Origin of the sequence: Caloramator quimbayensis (genome assembly GCF_900167605.1) — a bacterium.
In the GTDB taxonomy this organism is placed as follows: domain Bacteria; phylum Bacillota; class Clostridia; order Clostridiales; family Caloramatoraceae; genus Caloramator_B; species Caloramator_B quimbayensis.
The window spans coordinates 65,394-82,566 of record NZ_FUYH01000004.1 but is presented as its reverse complement, the minus strand read 5'-3'; the positions used below and the strand labels follow the sequence as shown (position 1 = coordinate 82,566).

Genomic DNA, 17,173 nt, shown 5'->3' with positions numbered 1-17,173 from the left:
TTACCATATTATGCTTCTATTATATACTGATTTAATATACTTTCAAGCATTTCCTGTCTTCCAGAAACGTTCTTTATTGGTTTCATATTTAAAGCATAATCTTCAAGTTCCTTGAGTCCAACCTTGCCTTCTACTATCATCTTTCCAATGCCTTCATTAAAGCTTTTATATCTTTCCTCTATAACATTTTCTAATACCTTATCCTCAAGAAGCTTATGTGCAACTTTAAGTCCTCTTGCAAAGGCATCCATACCTGCAACATGGCTATAGAATAAATCAGATGGTTCGAAGGAACCTCGTCTTACCTTCGAGTCAAAGTTAAGTCCTCCTCTATGTAGTCCTCCATTTTTCAATATCTCATACATAGATAGAGTTGTTACATATATATCTGTTGGGAACTGGTCAGTATCCCATCCAAGGAATAAATCTCCCTGATTAGCATCTACACTTCCGAGCATATCGTTTATTCTTGCAGTATAAAGCTCATGCTGGAAGGAATGGCCTGCGAGAGTAGCATGGTTTGCCTCTATATTGCACTTAAAATATTTTTCAAGTCCATATTTTTTAAGGAAACCATAAACAGTTGCAACATCAAAATCATATTGATGCTTTGTTGGTTCCTTTGGTTTTGGTTCTATTAAGAACTGCCCATCAAAACCTATTTCCTTTGCATAATCAACTGCCATGCTCAAGAGCCTTGCAAGATTATCAAGTTCGAGTTCCATATTAGTATTTAAAAGGGTTTCATATCCTTCACGTCCGCCCCAGAACACATAGTTTTCGCCGCCAAGCTCCTTTGTAACCTCGAGAGCCTTTTTAACCTGTGCTCCAGCATAGGCAAAAACCTCTGCATTGCAGGAAGTGGCAGCTCCATGAACAAATCTTGGGTTGCTGAAAAGATTTGCAGTACCCCACAAAAGTTTTAAATTGCTGTCCTTCATCCTTTCTTTAATATATGAAACTATAACATCGAGGTTTTTATTTGTTTCTTTTAGATTGTCCCCTTCAGGTGCAATATCTCTGTCATGGAAACAAAAATATTCTGCTCCAAGCTTATCTGCAAATTCAAAGGCCGCATCTATTCTCGCCTTTGCAAGATCCATTCCTGAATATTTATTCCATTCTCTTTCCATTGTAGCCATTCCAAAGGGATCAATACCAGTTCCTGTAAATGTATGCCAGAATGCTATTGAAAACCTTAGATGCTCTTTCATAGTCTTATTGCCAACTTTTTCATCAGGGTTGTAATACTTAAAAGCTAAAGGATTTTTAGAATCCTTACCTTCATATTTTATCTTAGGTATTCCTTTAAAAAATTCTTCCATAAAATTATTCCCCCTTGTTTTAAATTTACTTAAATTATATCATTTATAAAATTCTTTTTCAATGTACTTTATAAAGTTTATTTAAAAAGTATGCTGTTTGAATAGAAAAAGAGATAAAAACAGCTGCATGAAATCATGCAGCTATTTAATATCTAAGGATTTTATTTCTTTAAGGTCTGAAAGATTATTTACCTTTATCATTGATTCTGAAATAGTGTATAGATTATTTCCTATATACAAAATTCTGTTTATATTCTTACTGCTGTTATACCAATAATCCCCTGCCTTTAAATAATCTTCATCGTTTAAATGTGTTATCTTTCCTTTTAGCTTAAACCCATTTGATAAATTAAAATCGTATACATAAGCTCCTTGAAAACTGAATTTCCCATAGGATGATACTTCACTGCCCTCTTTTGTTTCCATTAAAGTAACAGGAAAAGCTATAATACCTTTTTCCTTTGAAAAAAGCAAAGCTTTATGGTCATATAATAACTGAGAGTAAGTTCCCCTATCCCCTATCTTTTGAATAAAAACAGCTTTAGGATTTTTAACATCAGAAACATCAAATACAGCCATCTTCATACCTAAGTTTATTACAGAGGTTCCAATAATATTGCCCTTTTCATCCTTATGTTCTATTTCTGTGGTTTCCATTCCAAATCCTATTATATTATTTTCATCGTAGGGATGGATATAATTGCTGTATCCCGAAATTTTAAGTTCACCAAGTATATTAGGTTTTACAGGATTTTTTAAGTCTATTACAAATAAAGGATCAACATTTCTAAAGGTCACAACATAGGCTCTATCTCCCATAAACCTTACAGAATATATCTTTTCCTTTGGTGCTATTCCTTCTATCTTGCCCTTTAAATTCATCATATCATCAAAAACATAGACATTGCTCTTTGAAGTATTTTCATCACCCCTCCAAATCTGCCCCGATGTTGTAGCAGCTCTAAAAAAGCCATTATACTCATCCATAGAAAATTGATTCAATACTGTTCCGGGAACCTCTGCCTTTGAAATAAAAACTGCCTTTCCTTCTTTAAAGCCAAATTTATAAAATATTGTATTTACAGTATCTGATTGCATTATAGATTCTTTATTGTCTTTTAAAGTTTTATAATGTGAAACAGCAATATATAGATTATTGTTTGATGAATATACTTCCTGACCTGCACCAAGGTAGCTTGATATCTGTACAGGCTTTTTAGAGTCTTTAATATCAATCCCTGATATATTTAAAAAGCTTGGCTTTATAAATTCAGGAAAGTATCTTACTTTGTTTAATTCCATATTTTTATATTTGCCATCTATTGCACTGTCTTTATATAAAGGAGTAATAGGATAATCATTCTGTATATCGTAATAGTACTGATATTTATTAGAAATAACATACACAATATTACCAATTTTTCTTGTTGAAACAATACTGCCTTCGATTTCATATTCTCTTTCAAGTTTCGGATTTTTTCTATCAGCTATATTATATACAAAGGTTTTAACAGTTGAATTGTTAATATAGCGTGGAGGCATAATAAACTTTGTATTGTCTTTTAAAACCGGAGCATCTATATATGATGTACCTATAATCGTTAGATAATTCCCGTCAATATAAACCTCCATTGGAGAATACTTTTCATCAAAAGATATTACGCTTTCTACGCTCATATCAATTGCAGGATATGCCTTTACAATATAAACTTTGTTGTTTGAAGCCTCATATATAAAATTGCCATCTGTTTTTATTATATCCCCTTCATCTACACCTTCAACCTGTACATTTGTTTTTGAGTAATCATTGTTTGAAGATGAAACCTCCAAAGAAGCACTGCTATCTTGTGTATTCATATCAGATTTCTTCAAATAATATATTCCATCAAAGTATTTTTGAGTATTAGATAAAAGACTTAAAAGTTCTTCATTAGACTTAACTATTGGAAGCTCTTTTGACTCTAAATCCTGTGATATTGTAAACTGCCTCTTCACCATAGTATTAGTGTACTTTCCATTTTTGTATCTAACCTTGTTTGAAATAAAAAGAGTATAGGTTTTGCCAAACTCATAACCTGAAACCGGAGAAACTTTTATAGACTTCTTATCATCCGTTAATGATATATTTATTGGAACCTTAGAATTTTTATAATTTAAAACATATACATTGCTTCCAACTGTTTTTTCATCCAATGGATAGTCAAACATTACAATTAGCTCTTTATTAAAGGGTGCATTTTTTATGGAAGGCAGCACTCTTACGGAACAATTTTTACTTAATCCGAATGCATTATTATAAACATTAAACGAAGAAATTAAAAGGACAATTACAAGCGGTAAAACTAATCTTTTTTTCACACTATCCCTTCTTTTCCATTTTTATAATTTAGACGAAATGTCTTGGAATTTTGTTCCTTTTAGTATTATTATTGATAAATTCATAAATTAAATTAAAATTTCAAATTGTTTTAAAAAATTAATAATAATAAATGTCGAAATTCGTTGATAGTTGTATTTTTGTTTTGTAAAATATTTAATATATATACATCATTATAAACGGGGGGACATTATGAAAAACAAAAAAGTATTAAGAAAACAAATCATTTCACTTCTTCTTTTACTTTCTTTAATTCCATTATTAATATTTACATCCCTTAATTATTACATATCATTAAAAGCTGTGAAAAATCAATACATAGAAACAATCGATCAGAGCATTAAAAGAGGCCTTGATGTAATTGAGTCATCATATAAAAGCAAAAGCGAATTAATTTCACTATTATCTCAAGATCCTAATGCCAATGGTATATTATCAAATGGCGACTGCGAAAAATGGCTCATGTTAACTTTAAACTCTTATGTTACAAACTATAAAGATATAACCGCAATATACATGGGAGTTAATAATGGAAAGATGATAATCGCACCAGAGCAGACTCTTCCAGAAGGTTATGATCCAAGAAAACGCCCTTGGTATATAGATGCATCTTCAAGCAATGATTTTATTGTTACTGATCCATATGAAGATGCTATTCAAAAAGGAAATTTCATGGTTACATATGCAAAAGCTATTAAGGATTCTTCTAATAATCTTATTGGCGTTGTAGGACTTGATATAAAACTTACTACTCTATCGGAACTCGTACAATCTATTAAAATTGGAAACAGCGGATTTGTAACAATAACTGATAAAAACGGAACTATAATAGCAGATAAGAAAAAAGAACTATTAAATAAAACTTCAAAGGAAGTACCCTATATCGATGCCATATTAAAATCAAATTCTCAGTCTGGAACAGTACTTATTGATAAAGCTAAATATATATACATAGTAAAAAGTCATGACAAAACAGGCTGGAGAGTTATAGGCCTTGTACCTGAAAAGGAGATATCTGAGGCTACAAATTCAATTAGAAATTATGATATAATAATCTTCATTCTTTTTGCAGCTGCTTCAATATTAATTGGTATATTTTTTTCTAAAAAAATAGTAGATCCAATTAATGTTATAGTTAGTGTTATAGATAAGATTAAATCGGGAGATTTTTCCACAAAGATGCCTGAAAAATATATAAATTACAAAGGAGAAATTGGGGTTATTGCAGGCGGAGTTGACTCGATGCAGAATGAACTTAAAAAGCTTATACTTGAAGTTAAAAGTGAAGCAAAAGGCATACATTCAGTAATAGACTCTGTAAATTGCAGTATAAGCGAACTTAATAATACAATAGAAAAAGTATCAGCAACAACCCATGATCTTTCTGCTACTATGGAAGAAACTGCAGCTTCTGCCGAGGAGATGTCAGCAGCTTCGATTGAAATAGAAAAATCAGTACAGATTATATCTAAAAAATCTCAAGATGGTGCCTTTGAGGCTTCAAATATAAGCCAAAGGGCACAGGATACAAAAATATCCGTTGAAGAATCACAAGCAAAAGCAAAGGAAGTATTTGAAAAAACCAAAGCTGAGCTTGAAAAAGCAATTGAAGAAGCAAAAATAGTTGAAAAGATAAGTACTTTATCAGAATCCATTATGCAGATAACTTCCCAGACAAATCTTTTAGCACTTAATGCAGCAATCGAAGCTTCAAGGGCTGGAGAAGCCGGAAGAGGTTTTTCAGTTGTTGCTGAAGAGATTAGAAAGCTTGCTGAACAATCTAAAAACACCGTTATTGAAATTCAAAACATAACAGGAAAGGTAAGCGATACTGTAAACAACTTAGTAAACAGTTCAAACAGTCTTTTAGATTTTATGTCTGTAAATGTTGATAACGATTATAAAACAATGATAGATGTTGCAGAAAAATACAGCACAGATGCAAAATACGTAGACAGCCTCGTTACTAATTTTAGTTCAACAGCTCAAGAGCTTTTATCTTCAATAAACGAAGTAATGTTAACCATAGAAAGCGTTGCAAAGGCTTCAAGCGACGGTGCAGGAGGTGCAACTGATATAGCAGGAAGCGTATCCGATATACACAAAAAATCCAATAGCATTATTGAAGAAATGGAAAAGGCAAAGGACGCCGCTGACAAATTAAACAGCAGCATATCAAGATTTGTAATATAGATAAAAAAGAGATGGATTATCCATCTCTTTTTTATCTATTAATCCTTTTTATATATTCAAGCCTTTCTTTAAATTTCTTTTCAAGTCCTTCCTCTGTTGGATTATAATATGCTCTGCCTTTTAAGTTATCCGGAAGACACTGCATTTTTGCAATATTGTTTTCATAGTCATGGGAATACATGTAGCCTTTATTATAGCCAAGATCCTTCATAAGTTTTGTAGGTGCGTTTCTAAGGTGCATCGGTACATCTTCATTAAAGGTCTCAAGGGCATCTTTTTTTGCCATTTTATATGCCATATAAACTGCATTAGATTTTGGAGCAAGGGACATATAAACAGCAGCCTGTGCAAGATTAACAGAACATTCCGGCATACCTATAAAGGTTACAGCCTTATAGGCAGCAACAGCTATCTCTAAAGCTCTTGGATCTGCAAGTCCCACATCCTCCGAGGCAAACCTTACAATTCTTCTTGCAACATATAAAGGATCTTCCCCTGCTTCAAGCATTCTTGCAAGATAATAAAGCGCTGCATCAGCATCGCTGTTTCTCATAGACTTATGAAAAGCAGAAATTAAATTATAGTGCTGCTCACCATTTTTATCGTAAAGAAGCGATTTTTTCTGCATACATTCTTCAACTGTAGATTTATCTATAAACTTAATACCATCTACTGTCTTAGCACCCTTTACAGCTATCTCTAAGGTGTTCAGAGCAGTCCTTGCATCTCCGTTAGAATATACTGCTATCATATTCAGAATTTCATCTTCAACTTTAATGTTTAAATCTTTAAAGCCCCTCTCATCATTAATAGCATTCTTTAAAAGTTTTACAATATCCTCTGTTTTTAGCATTTCAAGTACAAAAACCCTCGAACGGGAAATGAGCGCTGAATTTACCTGAAAAGATGGGTTTTCAGTTGTTGCGCCTATTAAAATAATGCTTCCCTTTTCAACATAAGGCAAAAAAGCATCCTGCTGAGCTTTATTAAACCTATGTATTTCATCTATAAAAAGAACCGTTCTAATTCCTTTAAGCCTTGCCTCATCAGATTTTTGCATTACTTCCTTTACTTCTTTAATGCCTGATGTTACAGCACTCATAGTTACAAATTCAGATTGAGTCATATTTGCAATAATCATAGCAAGAGTTGTTTTCCCAACTCCCGGAGGCCCCCAAAGAATCATAGATGTTATATTATCAGTTTCAATAAGGCGTCTTAAAAGTTTTCCTTTCCCTAATAAATGCTCCTGACCTACGAATTCATCAAGATTTCTTGGCCTTACCCTGTCTGCAAGGGGAGATTTTGTATCTTTATTATCATCAAAAAAAGAACTTTGTATAAAGTTCATATCCTCACCAGCCTAAATTGTTATTTTTTAATATTATATAACAAAAGTTTATAATAGACCAGCTAAGATTAGCAGCAAAGCTATTGTGCAAAAATATAAAGAATAATTATTTTAATATTATAAAGCTTATAGAGCCCATAATACTGCATGGCCAATCTTCTTCTCTCATTTAGAAGTTCTAAGCCTTGCTTCCTTGAAAATTAAGAACTTTTGGAAACTCACTCCGTTCAAACAACCAAAAGTTCTAAAATTTTCTGCGTCAGCAAGGCAAGAACTTCTAAAATTTGCTTTATATTGGCCTTAGCAGTATTTATGGGCTCTACTTAAATCGATACGTTTAATATCTAATTAATTTTTCCATAAAAACTTAGTTATAACTATATAAATAATCTGATAATGTATATTAGTGAATACTATTATATTAAAATCTTATGCACATATTCAGATGTTGCTGCCTTTAAAAGCCCTCCATAATCGAGGTAAAACTCAACAGCATCTCCAACTTTATAATTCTTTTTAGAATTAGTAATATCAAGTATAGTATGGTCGCTGCTTGCACCTATAAGCTTTATATCATCATCAAAGGGACGTATAAGATTAATATCAATATCCTGTCTTCCCATTGCAGCTATTGCTCTTTTCATCATTCCCTTATCTTCAAATACAGGCTTTCCTCCAAAGGCATCCATACCAATATTTCCAATAGGAACCGATGGTTTTTCTTTAAGCTCAACTATCTGAGCCTTTAAAACAAAAGCATCATCATAAAGTCCATCTAACCTCTCTCCAAAGGCTGTCTCCCTTCCAAGAAGAATTGCTTCTCCTACTCTTAAATTATTAATTCCCTTTGGAAGGCGGCTTTCCTTTAAAAGATAAAGACTGCTTGAATTCCCTCCTGATATTATTTCAACATCAAGATTATATTTCTCCCCCATATCCTTTGATATTTCAACAAGCTTTGAAAGATTAATTTCATCTGGAATAACTCCCCCATAGCAGGTTAAATTGACTCCAAATCCTTTTATTTCAATACCTTTTATTTTTACAGCCTCACCGACGAATTCATCTATATTATCTGGCCACACTCCCTCTCTTAAATCGCCAAGATCAAGCATTATAATTACATTATGGATTTTTCCTATTTTTTGTGCAGCCTCTCCTAAAAGCTTTAAAGTTGAAAGTTCAGAGTTTTGGCTGTAATCCGAGTATAATACCACATCATTAACTTCACAATGCATAGGTATTCTTAAAAGCACTTTTTTACAAGGAATATCCTTTAACTTTTTAAGATTTTCAATCCTCGAATCAGCAAGCATATCAGCGCCTCCCTTTAGCATTGCCATAGCTGCCATGGGATTAGCACAGAAACACTTCGTTACCCCCCATATTTTAACATTATGTCTTTCACACATTTGTCTTATTAATCTCGTATTGTGCTCAAGCTTTTTAAGATTAATCTCTAATCTTGGATACATGTTATCCTCTCCATCGCTAAATTTCAAGACTTGCCTTTAAAAGTTTTAAAGCCGCCTGAGGATACTTTTTAGAAAGCACTCCGAGGGATGCCATAATATAATGATTATCAACTAAAATTTTTGCCTCTTTAGTTGGGAAAAGCTCCGTTCCTTTTCCGCTCTCAGAAATTTTTTCCATTATATCAGCTCTCCCTGGGAGCCTTGTTAGAGCTCCTCCAGTCCCTATTATATATTTTACCTGAGTTAAATCCTTACCCTCAGCAACGCTTTTTCTTCCCGACTCACCATAGAGCCTTCTTACCGTACCTGCATGTCTTTTTACTGCAGTTAAAACTGCCTCGAGGGTAAGCTTTTCTACAAATCTTTTTTCCTCATCGGTCTTTGGTATAGGCTTATAATTTTCAATAATAGGCTTTATATCAAATCCCAGTTCACTTTGAAGTTTTTCCTCTCCAATTCTTGATAGTACATTTTTCATATTTACATATACACCAAGGTCGCCCTCAACAGTTCTTTTTGCCTCGGGTTCTGGAGATAAAAGAATCCTTGCTATTTCATCGGAATCTTTAGTAACTGAGTGAACATCAGTCGTAGCTCCCCCAACATCAATAACAATTAAATCACCTATATCTTCCTTTAAAAGCTTTGCAGCCTCCATAACAGCACCTGGTGTTGGAATTATAGGCCCATTTACCATACTTCTTACCTTCGTCATCCCTGGAGCATGTACTATATGCTCCTCAAAGGCATTTTGTATAACCTTTCTGCAGGGCTCAACATTTAAAAGATCAACTTTAGGGTACACATTATCTACTATATAAAGTTTAGAATTATAGTCTTTAAATATCTCCTTTATATCCTCATGGTTTTCTATATTACCTGCATAGATTACAGGAATTCCAAGGTTTAATGCTGCAATCTCCTCAGCATTATAAAGCGCAGTATCCCTTTCTCCAAAATCAAGTCCTCCAGCAATCAATATTATATTAGGCTTTATATCCTGTATTTTTTTAATATCGCTTCTTCTTAGCCGTCCTGCAGTCACAAGATGAATAATAGCCCCTGCCCCAAGGGCAGCTTCCTTTGCAGCCTTTGCTGTCATATCATAAACAAGGCCATGTACTGTCATTTTAAGGCCACCTGCTGCGCTGCTTGATGCAAGGAAATCATCGTATTCCACTTCTGCAATATTTAAGTTACTCTTTAAATCCTCAACTGCACCTTTAAGCCCAATGGTTACATCTCCATCAAGAACAGTCGTTGGCGATTGGCCCTGTCCTATAAATAAAGGATTATCGGTGTGAATGCCTGAAAAGGCATTCACAACCGTTGTAGTACTTCCAATTTCTGCAACAAGAACATCAATCTTCATAAATGCACCTTCTAATCATTTTAATCCCTTTGCTTCAAGCTCTCTTCTCTTTTTAACAAGGAAAGTTGCAACATGAACACCTTTAGTTCCTCTTCCAAAACCTGCATCAACTCCAGCTTCAACAGCAAATTCATTTGCTACCTGTGTTCCACCGCAGGCTATTATCATCTTATCTCTAATACCCTTTTCTATACACAACTCATGTATTTTCTTCATGTTTTTATAATGAATATTATCATGGCTTATTATAGTGCTTGCAAGTATAGCATCAGCATTAGCCTCTATTGCTGCATCAACAAGCTTTTCAACTGGAACTGAAGTCCCGAGGTATATGCACTCTATTCCATATTTTTCAATGCCGCCGTGCTTTATATCTATTATTTCTCTTAGTCCAACAGAATGCTCATCGTTTCCAACTGTTCCTGCAACTACCTTCATAGGTCTTCTTTCAATATCTTCCCTTATCTCATCATCGGACATAACCTCTGGCTTTGGAGGAATATAAAGCTTTGTTGCATCGATTTCAAAGGGAACCCTTCCCTTTATCTCAACTAAAGTTCCTTCAGCATCCTGCATAATGTTTTTGTGAACTACTTCAACATCTACAAGTCCTAACTTCTTTCCAATCTCGAGAGCAACTACCTCTGCAGTGCTTTCATCAACAGGAAGGAACATTGTCTGAAGTATATATCCATCTCCTGCCCACTCAACCTCTGGTTTTACGTGCTCTCTGCTATAGTATTTTCTTGACTCTTTAAGTCTTAAGTTTACATTATCCTCTTCATCAAGCTCATCAATATAAACAATTTTTTCAGGTCTTTCAAAGGTACATCCATCTATTAAATCAGAAGGGTTTTTAACTTCATCAGGAAGGTTGTTGTATCCAAAATGAGCAGTCACCGGAGCCATATAATCCTTATCCCTTGGATATACAGTTCCTGCACCTATTCCTCCGTCTATTTTTCTAACGATTCCATCTCCATTTCTTTCAGGATAATATCCAGAATCAACAAAGAATCCTTCCTCAACAGCCTTAAAATATCCTCCAACCTCTAAAATCTCTTCCATGAAAAGAACTGCTCTCTCTTTTATCTCCCTTGCCTTTTCTCTAAGATATCCGTCATTTTTAAGCTCGAGCATTTCCATAAGGCCGTCCATTCCTGCAAAAGCCTGTTTTGCTGTACTTACTGCAGCTATGTTGTTATAATGCCATGGTACGTTTCTACCTTCATCTGGAGTTATAGTTGACTGAATATCAGCACTTGTTAAAACTGATGTTAAAATATTTAAAACATGGGTTACTGTAGCTTCCCTTGTATCCGATTCAATATATTTTGTATTCATCTGGGCTCTCATCCTATAGTCATGGAAAAAGTCTCTAAGTGCTACAGCATAGGGCAAGTCGAGCCTTAAACATGGTGCAGGAGGTGCTGTTGGCGGAACCGTTGAAAGACAGATATTTTTAGGATCCATACCAACCTTTCTTGAATACATACAGTTAATTGCATGCTGAACCATAAGCTCTGGCATAACCTTCCATGCTTGTCTTGCAGTAGCATTAGCGTTATGGGCACCATCTATTTGTGCCATATCAGCCCAAACCATTATCTTTTTTGCCTCAGCTGCATCAACAAAGGAGCGCACCATATTTACATTTCTATAAAGAACGTTGTACTGTGGATCCTGATGGGCACCATTTACTCCTTCTTCTGCAAACATAACAGCTATATCAGGACCCGCTTCCCCTGATACATAGGAATGATAGTTGATTGGACGGCCAACTTCATCCTCAATCATGTCAAGAGCCTTTCTCTGAGCCCTTACCTGTTTTCTAGTAACTGGAATTCCTCCAATTCCCTGAGGAGTTCCCTCAATAAGCCCGTCATAATGGCTCTGTCCAGCTGTCCTTATAACCATAATATGATCTGCACCGTGCCATGCAGCCATTCTCATTCTTCTTATATCATCTTCAAACCTTCCTGATGCTATTTCAGTTGTAATAACAGGACGGGGCTGAGGGTCAATGTTCCCAAAATACTTAGATGAAGGAAGACCATAACTGTTTTTTAAGGGTTTACTCATATCGTGAAAAGTAAAGGGACCCATTTCAAGATTATCTACTGGCTCTCTCCAGTGCCATCCTCTTCTTCTTGGACGATAATTTTCAATATCCTTCAATATTTCGTCTATATTTATTTTATCGTTTTTATTTAGTTCCATTACTTTTCACCTCCTTTGAAAATGTTTACTGCTAAGTCCCAATGTAGTCCCTGTGCCATCTCCCGTCCAACTTCTCTATAATCCCTGCTTAGCTTTTTTGATACCTTTAAAACAACATTTCCTGCTCCTTTTCCCATAAGTCCTCTGTCTATAGTATTGTTTACTATATCCTTTGCTTCAAGGCTTGAAAATCCCATTCTTAAAAGTACTGACCTTTCAATTGAGGGAGTTGTATTGTTTCTTGCCAGTTCAACTAAAGGGTCAACTATTTTTTCAGCAAGAGCCCAAAATCTTTCCTCTAATTCTTCATCGGTAAGATTTTTAAGGTGTTCTCTTCTAACTTCATAATCATCCGCTCTTTTAATAGGCATATTTTCCCTCCTTACTAAATATTAAATCCAAGCTCATTTAATGCTGATAAAACGAATTTTCTATCCTCTTTTACATCCTGCATTAAAAATTCTATATCTTTATCGCTTATTAAGCTTACATTTGCTCTTTTTACCGCATTCTTAATATATGATTTTTTCATTTTGCCTAAATCTGCATGTCTAACTTTTATAAGGCTTGGATGCTCAGGAAGTATTATGTTAGTTCCAGGTATTTCCTCATCAGGATTTCCAAATTTAACTTCAACTCCATTTTTCTTTGCAAAGGAAAGCTGAGCTAAAGGATGCTTTCCTGCACCTGTATATTCTGTTTCCTGAACAACTATTATTTTGTCTTCATTTAGCTGTTGTGCAAGAGCAAAGGCAGCAGTAAGGGAAGTGTTCCCTGCAGGACCTCTTTCCATTCCCTCAAGCTGAGACAAGGCTTCTGTTATGTAGAAAACCTCACCCTGCTTCACCAAAAGATAATCCTCCATATATCTTAATGCCCTTGCTGCACTCCTTGGGACATCAGAATGATCAGGGTCTGTAGCATAGGGAACGCCAAAGCCTGTGTGCCCAGTTGTAAAAGATTTTCTGTTAAAGGCAGTATCTGATGCCATATGAAGACCTTTTAAATCAACACTGGCACCAATTACTTTTGTATTTACAGCTCCAGCTTTTATAAGGCCTCTTGCTGTACCTGTTAAGTTTCCTCCTCCTGCATGGGTTGCAACTACTACATCAGGATCACGGCCTATCATCTCTCTGCACTGCATAGCTATCTCATATCCTAAAGTTTCAACCCCTGCAATTCCGAAGGTAGAATAAAGGGAGGCATTGAAATACCCTGTATCTTCCAATATCCTAAGGAATGTATAGAAAAGTTCAGGGCCCACCGTTAGCTGTACAACCTCTGCACCAAGACATTCACACTTTCTCTGTTTTTCAAGTATTTCAGGCTGTCCAATCTTCCTTGAATCATAGCACTCCTGAACTATAATGCAGTCTAAGTTTCTCATAGCAGCCTGAGATGCAACTGCTGCACCATAGTTTCCGCTGGTCGCAGCAACAACTCCCTTATAGCCAAGCTTTTTTGCTATATACACAGATACAGAGGCTCTTCTGTCTTTAAAACTTCCTGAAGGATTGCATGCCTCATCCTTTACAAATATTCTCGCACCTTTGCCTTTAGGTGAAATTCTTCTAACAAGCTCTGTTAAATTTTTAAGCTCTAAAAGTGGTGTATTGCCTACTCCAGTTTCTCTTTGAATTTTCATGACATCTGAAAGTCCAAAGCCTGTATCTCTCATCATTTTTTCATAATCAAAGGCAATACCTCCGCTTTCATATATGGAGTAATCCATTCCAAGGGCTTTTTTCATTATTTCATTTTTCCTATTCATTACAGCATTAAAGCTTATATCAGCCATCATTTATTATCACCGCCCTTTAAAATGCCTCTTAATTGCCTTCCAATTTTTAATATCTCAGGAACATACTCTTCTCCAAATCCATATTCGTACCTTGGATTTACTGAAACAAGTTCTCCCTTAACTATTCTTCCTGTTAAAGTAGTAATCTCAACCATATCATTAAGATTTGCATCATGATTTAAAAATCCCTTTACCCAAAGCTCGAGAGGAACCTTCTTCGTATCCTCAGGAAGCTTTCCTGTTCTTTCTTCTGGTTTTAATACTATTTCATGTATCTGAACCCAGTCACCTTTTTTGGCATCAGACATTATATCACCTCTTTATATGATTCCTAACATCATCCATAAATACATGCGGTATTGGAAGATCCTTCATTGTAACAAGACCAGGCTGTGCGCTTATAACGTGAGGAATCATGTTAACAGCTGTTGCAATAGTTCCTATTCCTCCAGGAGTTTCAGGTTTTATGCAAAGGTTGAGATTTGGATCTCCTTCAATCCATATATAATCTCCTGTTTCAATGTTTTCAAGTTCTGGATGTATCTGCTGTGGATGCTCAAGAATAATTACAGCTTCTCCATTTTTAAGTCCGTAGCCGCAGTGTCTGCATCCTGCAACCATACCTGGTTCTACAACAACATCCTTAGTTTCTCTATGAACCTTTGATATAATTGGTTCTCTTGTCTGTTTTACTTCATCGATTTCTATTCCAAGAGCATCTGCTATCATTGGTATTGATTCTTCAAAGCCAACATGTCCATAAATTGACCCATCCTCAATTCCTTTCATAAACTGCTCAGGGGTTGTACCAACACCCTGCTCAACCATAACTGTCTTTCCAAAGGGTGATAAGTCATTAATTCTTGCTGCCTTTATCTTCTTTACGCTTCTGCATGCTGCAGTTAATGTTATTATTAAAGTATCAAGAACAAATCCAGGGTTTACTCCTGTTCCAAGAATTGTAACCCCATTTTCCTTTGCAAGTCTGTCCATCTCCTCTGACATTTCAGGAGCAACCTTATAAGGATATGCCATCTCTTCAGCAATAGTTATAACATTCATCTTATTAGAAACTATTAATTTAATAGGTTCAAAAACTCCTTCAACAAAGGAATCAATTGAAAGTAAAACTATATCTGCTTTTGTTTCTTTTAAAACTTTTTCTGCATTAGTTGAAACCTTTACATTAAGCTTTCTTTCTATTCCGAGGTAATCTCCAAGATCCATTCCTTCTTTGCTTTTATTTCTTATTATTCCCCCTACGATTTCAAAGCCTTCCTTATCAAGAATCATGTTTGCCATTCCGCCGCCCATGTTGCCAATACCCCAAAGTATTACTTTAATTTTATCCATATATTAACCCTCCAAAATTAAATTTATATTATATTTATTTGCAAAAAACATGCCATAATTTTCATAAAAATTTTAAATTTAAATTTATATATATACAAAGAATTATGAGCATAGCGAATTTTTATTCTTAATTTTATCTTTTTTGTGATTATTCTTAATATTTAGTGCAATTTTTTTTGCACCAAATATGTATATATAAAAGCCTAAAATATAATAAAATTGCACCTATGCAATTTTATTTGCATGTAGGTGCAATTTTTTTGTCACATGTTTATATTATACCTTTTAATTTTTTGCTGCAGAGTCTGCCTTTTTATTTTTAAAAGTTTTGATGCCTTAGATATGTTATTTCCGCACTTTTTAAGAGCTTCTTTTATTATCTTTTTTTCAACCTCATCCATATATTCATCAAGTGAACTGCTAAAGGAATAATTATTAATATTCAGCATATCCTGGTCCTTTGACTTAATAAATACTGTATCCTGTATTTGGGGGGTAAAATGTTCCTTTTGAAGTATATGGCCTGAAACCATGTTCATAGCCCCTTCAATATAATTTTTAAGTTCTCTTACATTTCCTGGCCAATCATAGGACATAAATGCATCATATACTTCCTTTGATATATCCCAAACATCCTTTGAGAGTTGATTATTATATTTTTTTATAAAGTCTTTTATAAATAGAGGTATATCTTCCTTTCTATCTCTAAGAGATGGAATTGCAATATTAATTACGCTCAGTCTATAATAAAGATCCTTTCTTATGCTTCCCTTTATAATAGCAGTATATGGGTCTTCATTTGTGGTTGCAATAATTCTGACATCAACAGGTATATCCTTTACATCTCCAACCCTTCTTATATACCCTTCCTGAAGAACTCTTAGAAGTTTTGCCTGAAGGGCTATACTCATAGAATTTATTTCATCTAAAAGCAGTGTTCCTCCATTTGCCTGTTCAAATAGACCAATTCTGTCAACTGCACCAGTAAAACTCCCCTTAATAGTTCCAAAGAGTATGCTCTCAAGAAGCCCCTCAGGAAGTGCTGCACAGTTAAGTGCAACAAAAGGTTTTAAAGCTCTTTCGCTTTCATTATGAATGCATCTTGATAAAACTTCCTTCCCTGTCCCAGTTTCACCATATATCAAAACTGTAGATGAAGAAGCTGCTGCTTTTTTAGCCATTTCAACACATTTTAAAAATTTAGGGCTGCATCCTGTTATACTATCAAAATTGTATTTTTTATCGCTTTTAATCTCGCTTTTGCTTTTTCCTGTAAGATGTATTATTCTATCATAAAGTTCCTTAACTTTTGTAAAATCCTTTGAGATTTCAATTGCCCCGGCTATCTCATCATCTAATTTTATAGGGAGAGTTATATTTACAGCAGTTATATTATGGCCTTTTTTATTAACATAGCTTTGATATCTCTCTCCAATAGGTTCCCCGCTCTTTAGTACATTACATAATGTACTTGTATTTTCATTAAGGCTTGGAAATAGCTCCAGTATTTTTTTACCTATTACCTCGCTTCCATCAAATCCCTCAAGAGCTTCCATAGCTTTATTATATATAATTGTCTTACCTTCACTATCAATTACATGAATGCCCTCGTCTATGTTATTTATAAGTATTTCAAGGATTTTACTATAAAAATCCATAGTTATCTCCTTTCGGATACAAAAGCTTTAATCCAATAACACAGG

The 17,173-nt window shown here is 34.6% G+C and carries 12 protein-coding genes; 1 reads left to right on the top strand and 11 read right to left on the bottom strand.

Translation table 11 applies throughout. The features are described from left to right. Positions 1–8: 8 nt before the first annotated feature. Positions 9–1,325 carry a xylose isomerase gene (gene xylA / locus B5D15_RS03465; RefSeq protein WP_078695718.1) on the bottom strand — a complete coding sequence of 439 codons (1,317 nt, stop codon included), beginning with the start codon at positions 1,323–1,325 and terminating at the stop codon, positions 9–11. A gap of 141 nt (positions 1,326–1,466) precedes the next feature. Beyond that, complete coding sequence (locus tag B5D15_RS03460; protein WP_078695717.1) at positions 1,467–3,683, bottom strand: beta-propeller domain-containing protein; 2,217 nt, start codon at positions 3,681–3,683, stop codon at positions 1,467–1,469. 211 nt (positions 3,684–3,894) lie between these two features. Between B5D15_RS03460 and B5D15_RS03455 the strand changes: the two genes are divergently transcribed. Further along, entirely contained in the window at positions 3,895–5,895 is a 2,001-nt protein-coding gene (locus B5D15_RS03455) for a methyl-accepting chemotaxis protein (protein WP_078695716.1), read from the top strand. Between the two features lie 31 nt (positions 5,896–5,926). Here B5D15_RS03455 and B5D15_RS03450 read toward each other — a convergent pair whose 3' ends face one another. From B5D15_RS03450 to B5D15_RS03410, 9 genes are all read right to left on the bottom strand, one after another. Further along, positions 5,927–7,246, bottom strand: a complete 1,320-nt coding sequence (locus B5D15_RS03450; RefSeq protein ID WP_078695715.1) for a replication-associated recombination protein A — start codon at positions 7,244–7,246, stop codon at positions 5,927–5,929. 416 nt (positions 7,247–7,662) lie between these two features. Continuing rightward, positions 7,663–8,721 carry an ornithine racemase Orr gene (gene orr, locus B5D15_RS03445; protein ID WP_078695714.1) on the bottom strand — a complete coding sequence of 353 codons (1,059 nt, stop codon included), beginning with the start codon at positions 8,719–8,721 and terminating at the stop codon, positions 7,663–7,665. Positions 8,722–8,737: 16 nt separating this feature from the next. Then, positions 8,738–10,093 (bottom strand): GlmL-related ornithine degradation protein, encoded by a 1,356-nt coding sequence (locus B5D15_RS03440; RefSeq protein ID WP_078695713.1) that lies wholly within the window; start codon positions 10,091–10,093, stop codon positions 8,738–8,740. A gap of 15 nt (positions 10,094–10,108) precedes the next feature. Next, positions 10,109–12,313 (bottom strand): D-ornithine 4,5-aminomutase subunit OraE, encoded by a 2,205-nt coding sequence (oraE, locus tag B5D15_RS03435; protein ID WP_078695712.1) that lies wholly within the window; start codon positions 12,311–12,313, stop codon positions 10,109–10,111. Beyond that, the gene (locus B5D15_RS03430) at positions 12,313–12,684 is read right to left on the bottom strand and encodes an ornithine aminomutase subunit alpha (protein ID WP_207651445.1); all 372 of its coding nucleotides are present in this window, start codon (positions 12,682–12,684) and stop codon (positions 12,313–12,315) included. The genes oraE and B5D15_RS03430 overlap by 1 nt, the downstream gene beginning before the upstream one ends. Before the next feature lie 14 nt (positions 12,685–12,698). Beyond that, complete coding sequence (ortB, locus tag B5D15_RS03425; protein WP_078695711.1) at positions 12,699–14,117, bottom strand: 2-amino-4-oxopentanoate thiolase subunit OrtB; 1,419 nt, start codon at positions 14,115–14,117, stop codon at positions 12,699–12,701. Beyond that, a complete protein-coding gene (gene ortA, locus B5D15_RS03420) occupies positions 14,114–14,425 on the bottom strand; it encodes a 2-amino-4-oxopentanoate thiolase subunit OrtA (RefSeq protein ID WP_078695710.1) in 312 nt (103 codons plus the stop codon). Before ortA ends, ortB begins: the two co-directional genes overlap by 4 nt. Before the next feature lie 4 nt (positions 14,426–14,429). Beyond that, positions 14,430–15,470 carry a 2,4-diaminopentanoate dehydrogenase gene (ord, locus tag B5D15_RS03415; protein ID WP_078695709.1) on the bottom strand — a complete coding sequence of 347 codons (1,041 nt, stop codon included), beginning with the start codon at positions 15,468–15,470 and terminating at the stop codon, positions 14,430–14,432. A 263-nt stretch (positions 15,471–15,733) separates the two neighbouring features. Further along, entirely contained in the window at positions 15,734–17,128 is a 1,395-nt protein-coding gene (locus tag B5D15_RS03410) for a sigma-54 interaction domain-containing protein (protein WP_078695708.1), read from the bottom strand. Positions 17,129–17,173: the final 45 nt, after the last annotated feature.

Coding starts and splice junctions, on each gene's coding strand:
- xylA (WP_078695718.1), bottom strand. CDS start 1,325: ATGGAAGAATTTTTTAAAGGAATACCTAAGATAAAATATGAAGGTAAG.
- B5D15_RS03455 (WP_078695716.1), top strand. CDS start 3,895: ATGAAAAACAAAAAAGTATTAAGAAAACAAATCATTTCACTTCTTCTT.
- B5D15_RS03450 (WP_078695715.1), bottom strand. CDS start 7,246: ATGAACTTTATACAAAGTTCTTTTTTTGATGATAATAAAGATACAAAA.
- orr (WP_078695714.1), bottom strand. CDS start 8,721: ATGTATCCAAGATTAGAGATTAATCTTAAAAAGCTTGAGCACAATACG.
- B5D15_RS03440 (WP_078695713.1), bottom strand. CDS start 10,093: ATGAAGATTGATGTTCTTGTTGCAGAAATTGGAAGTACTACAACGGTT.
- oraE (WP_078695712.1), bottom strand. CDS start 12,313: ATGGAACTAAATAAAAACGATAAAATAAATATAGACGAAATATTGAAG.
- B5D15_RS03430 (WP_207651445.1), bottom strand. CDS start 12,684: ATGCCTATTAAAAGAGCGGATGATTATGAAGTTAGAAGAGAACACCTT.
- ortB (WP_078695711.1), bottom strand. CDS start 14,117: ATGATGGCTGATATAAGCTTTAATGCTGTAATGAATAGGAAAAATGAA.
- ortA (WP_078695710.1), bottom strand. CDS start 14,425: ATGTCTGATGCCAAAAAAGGTGACTGGGTTCAGATACATGAAATAGTA.
- ord (WP_078695709.1), bottom strand. CDS start 15,470: ATGGATAAAATTAAAGTAATACTTTGGGGTATTGGCAACATGGGCGGC.
- B5D15_RS03410 (WP_078695708.1), bottom strand. CDS start 17,128: ATGGATTTTTATAGTAAAATCCTTGAAATACTTATAAATAACATAGAC.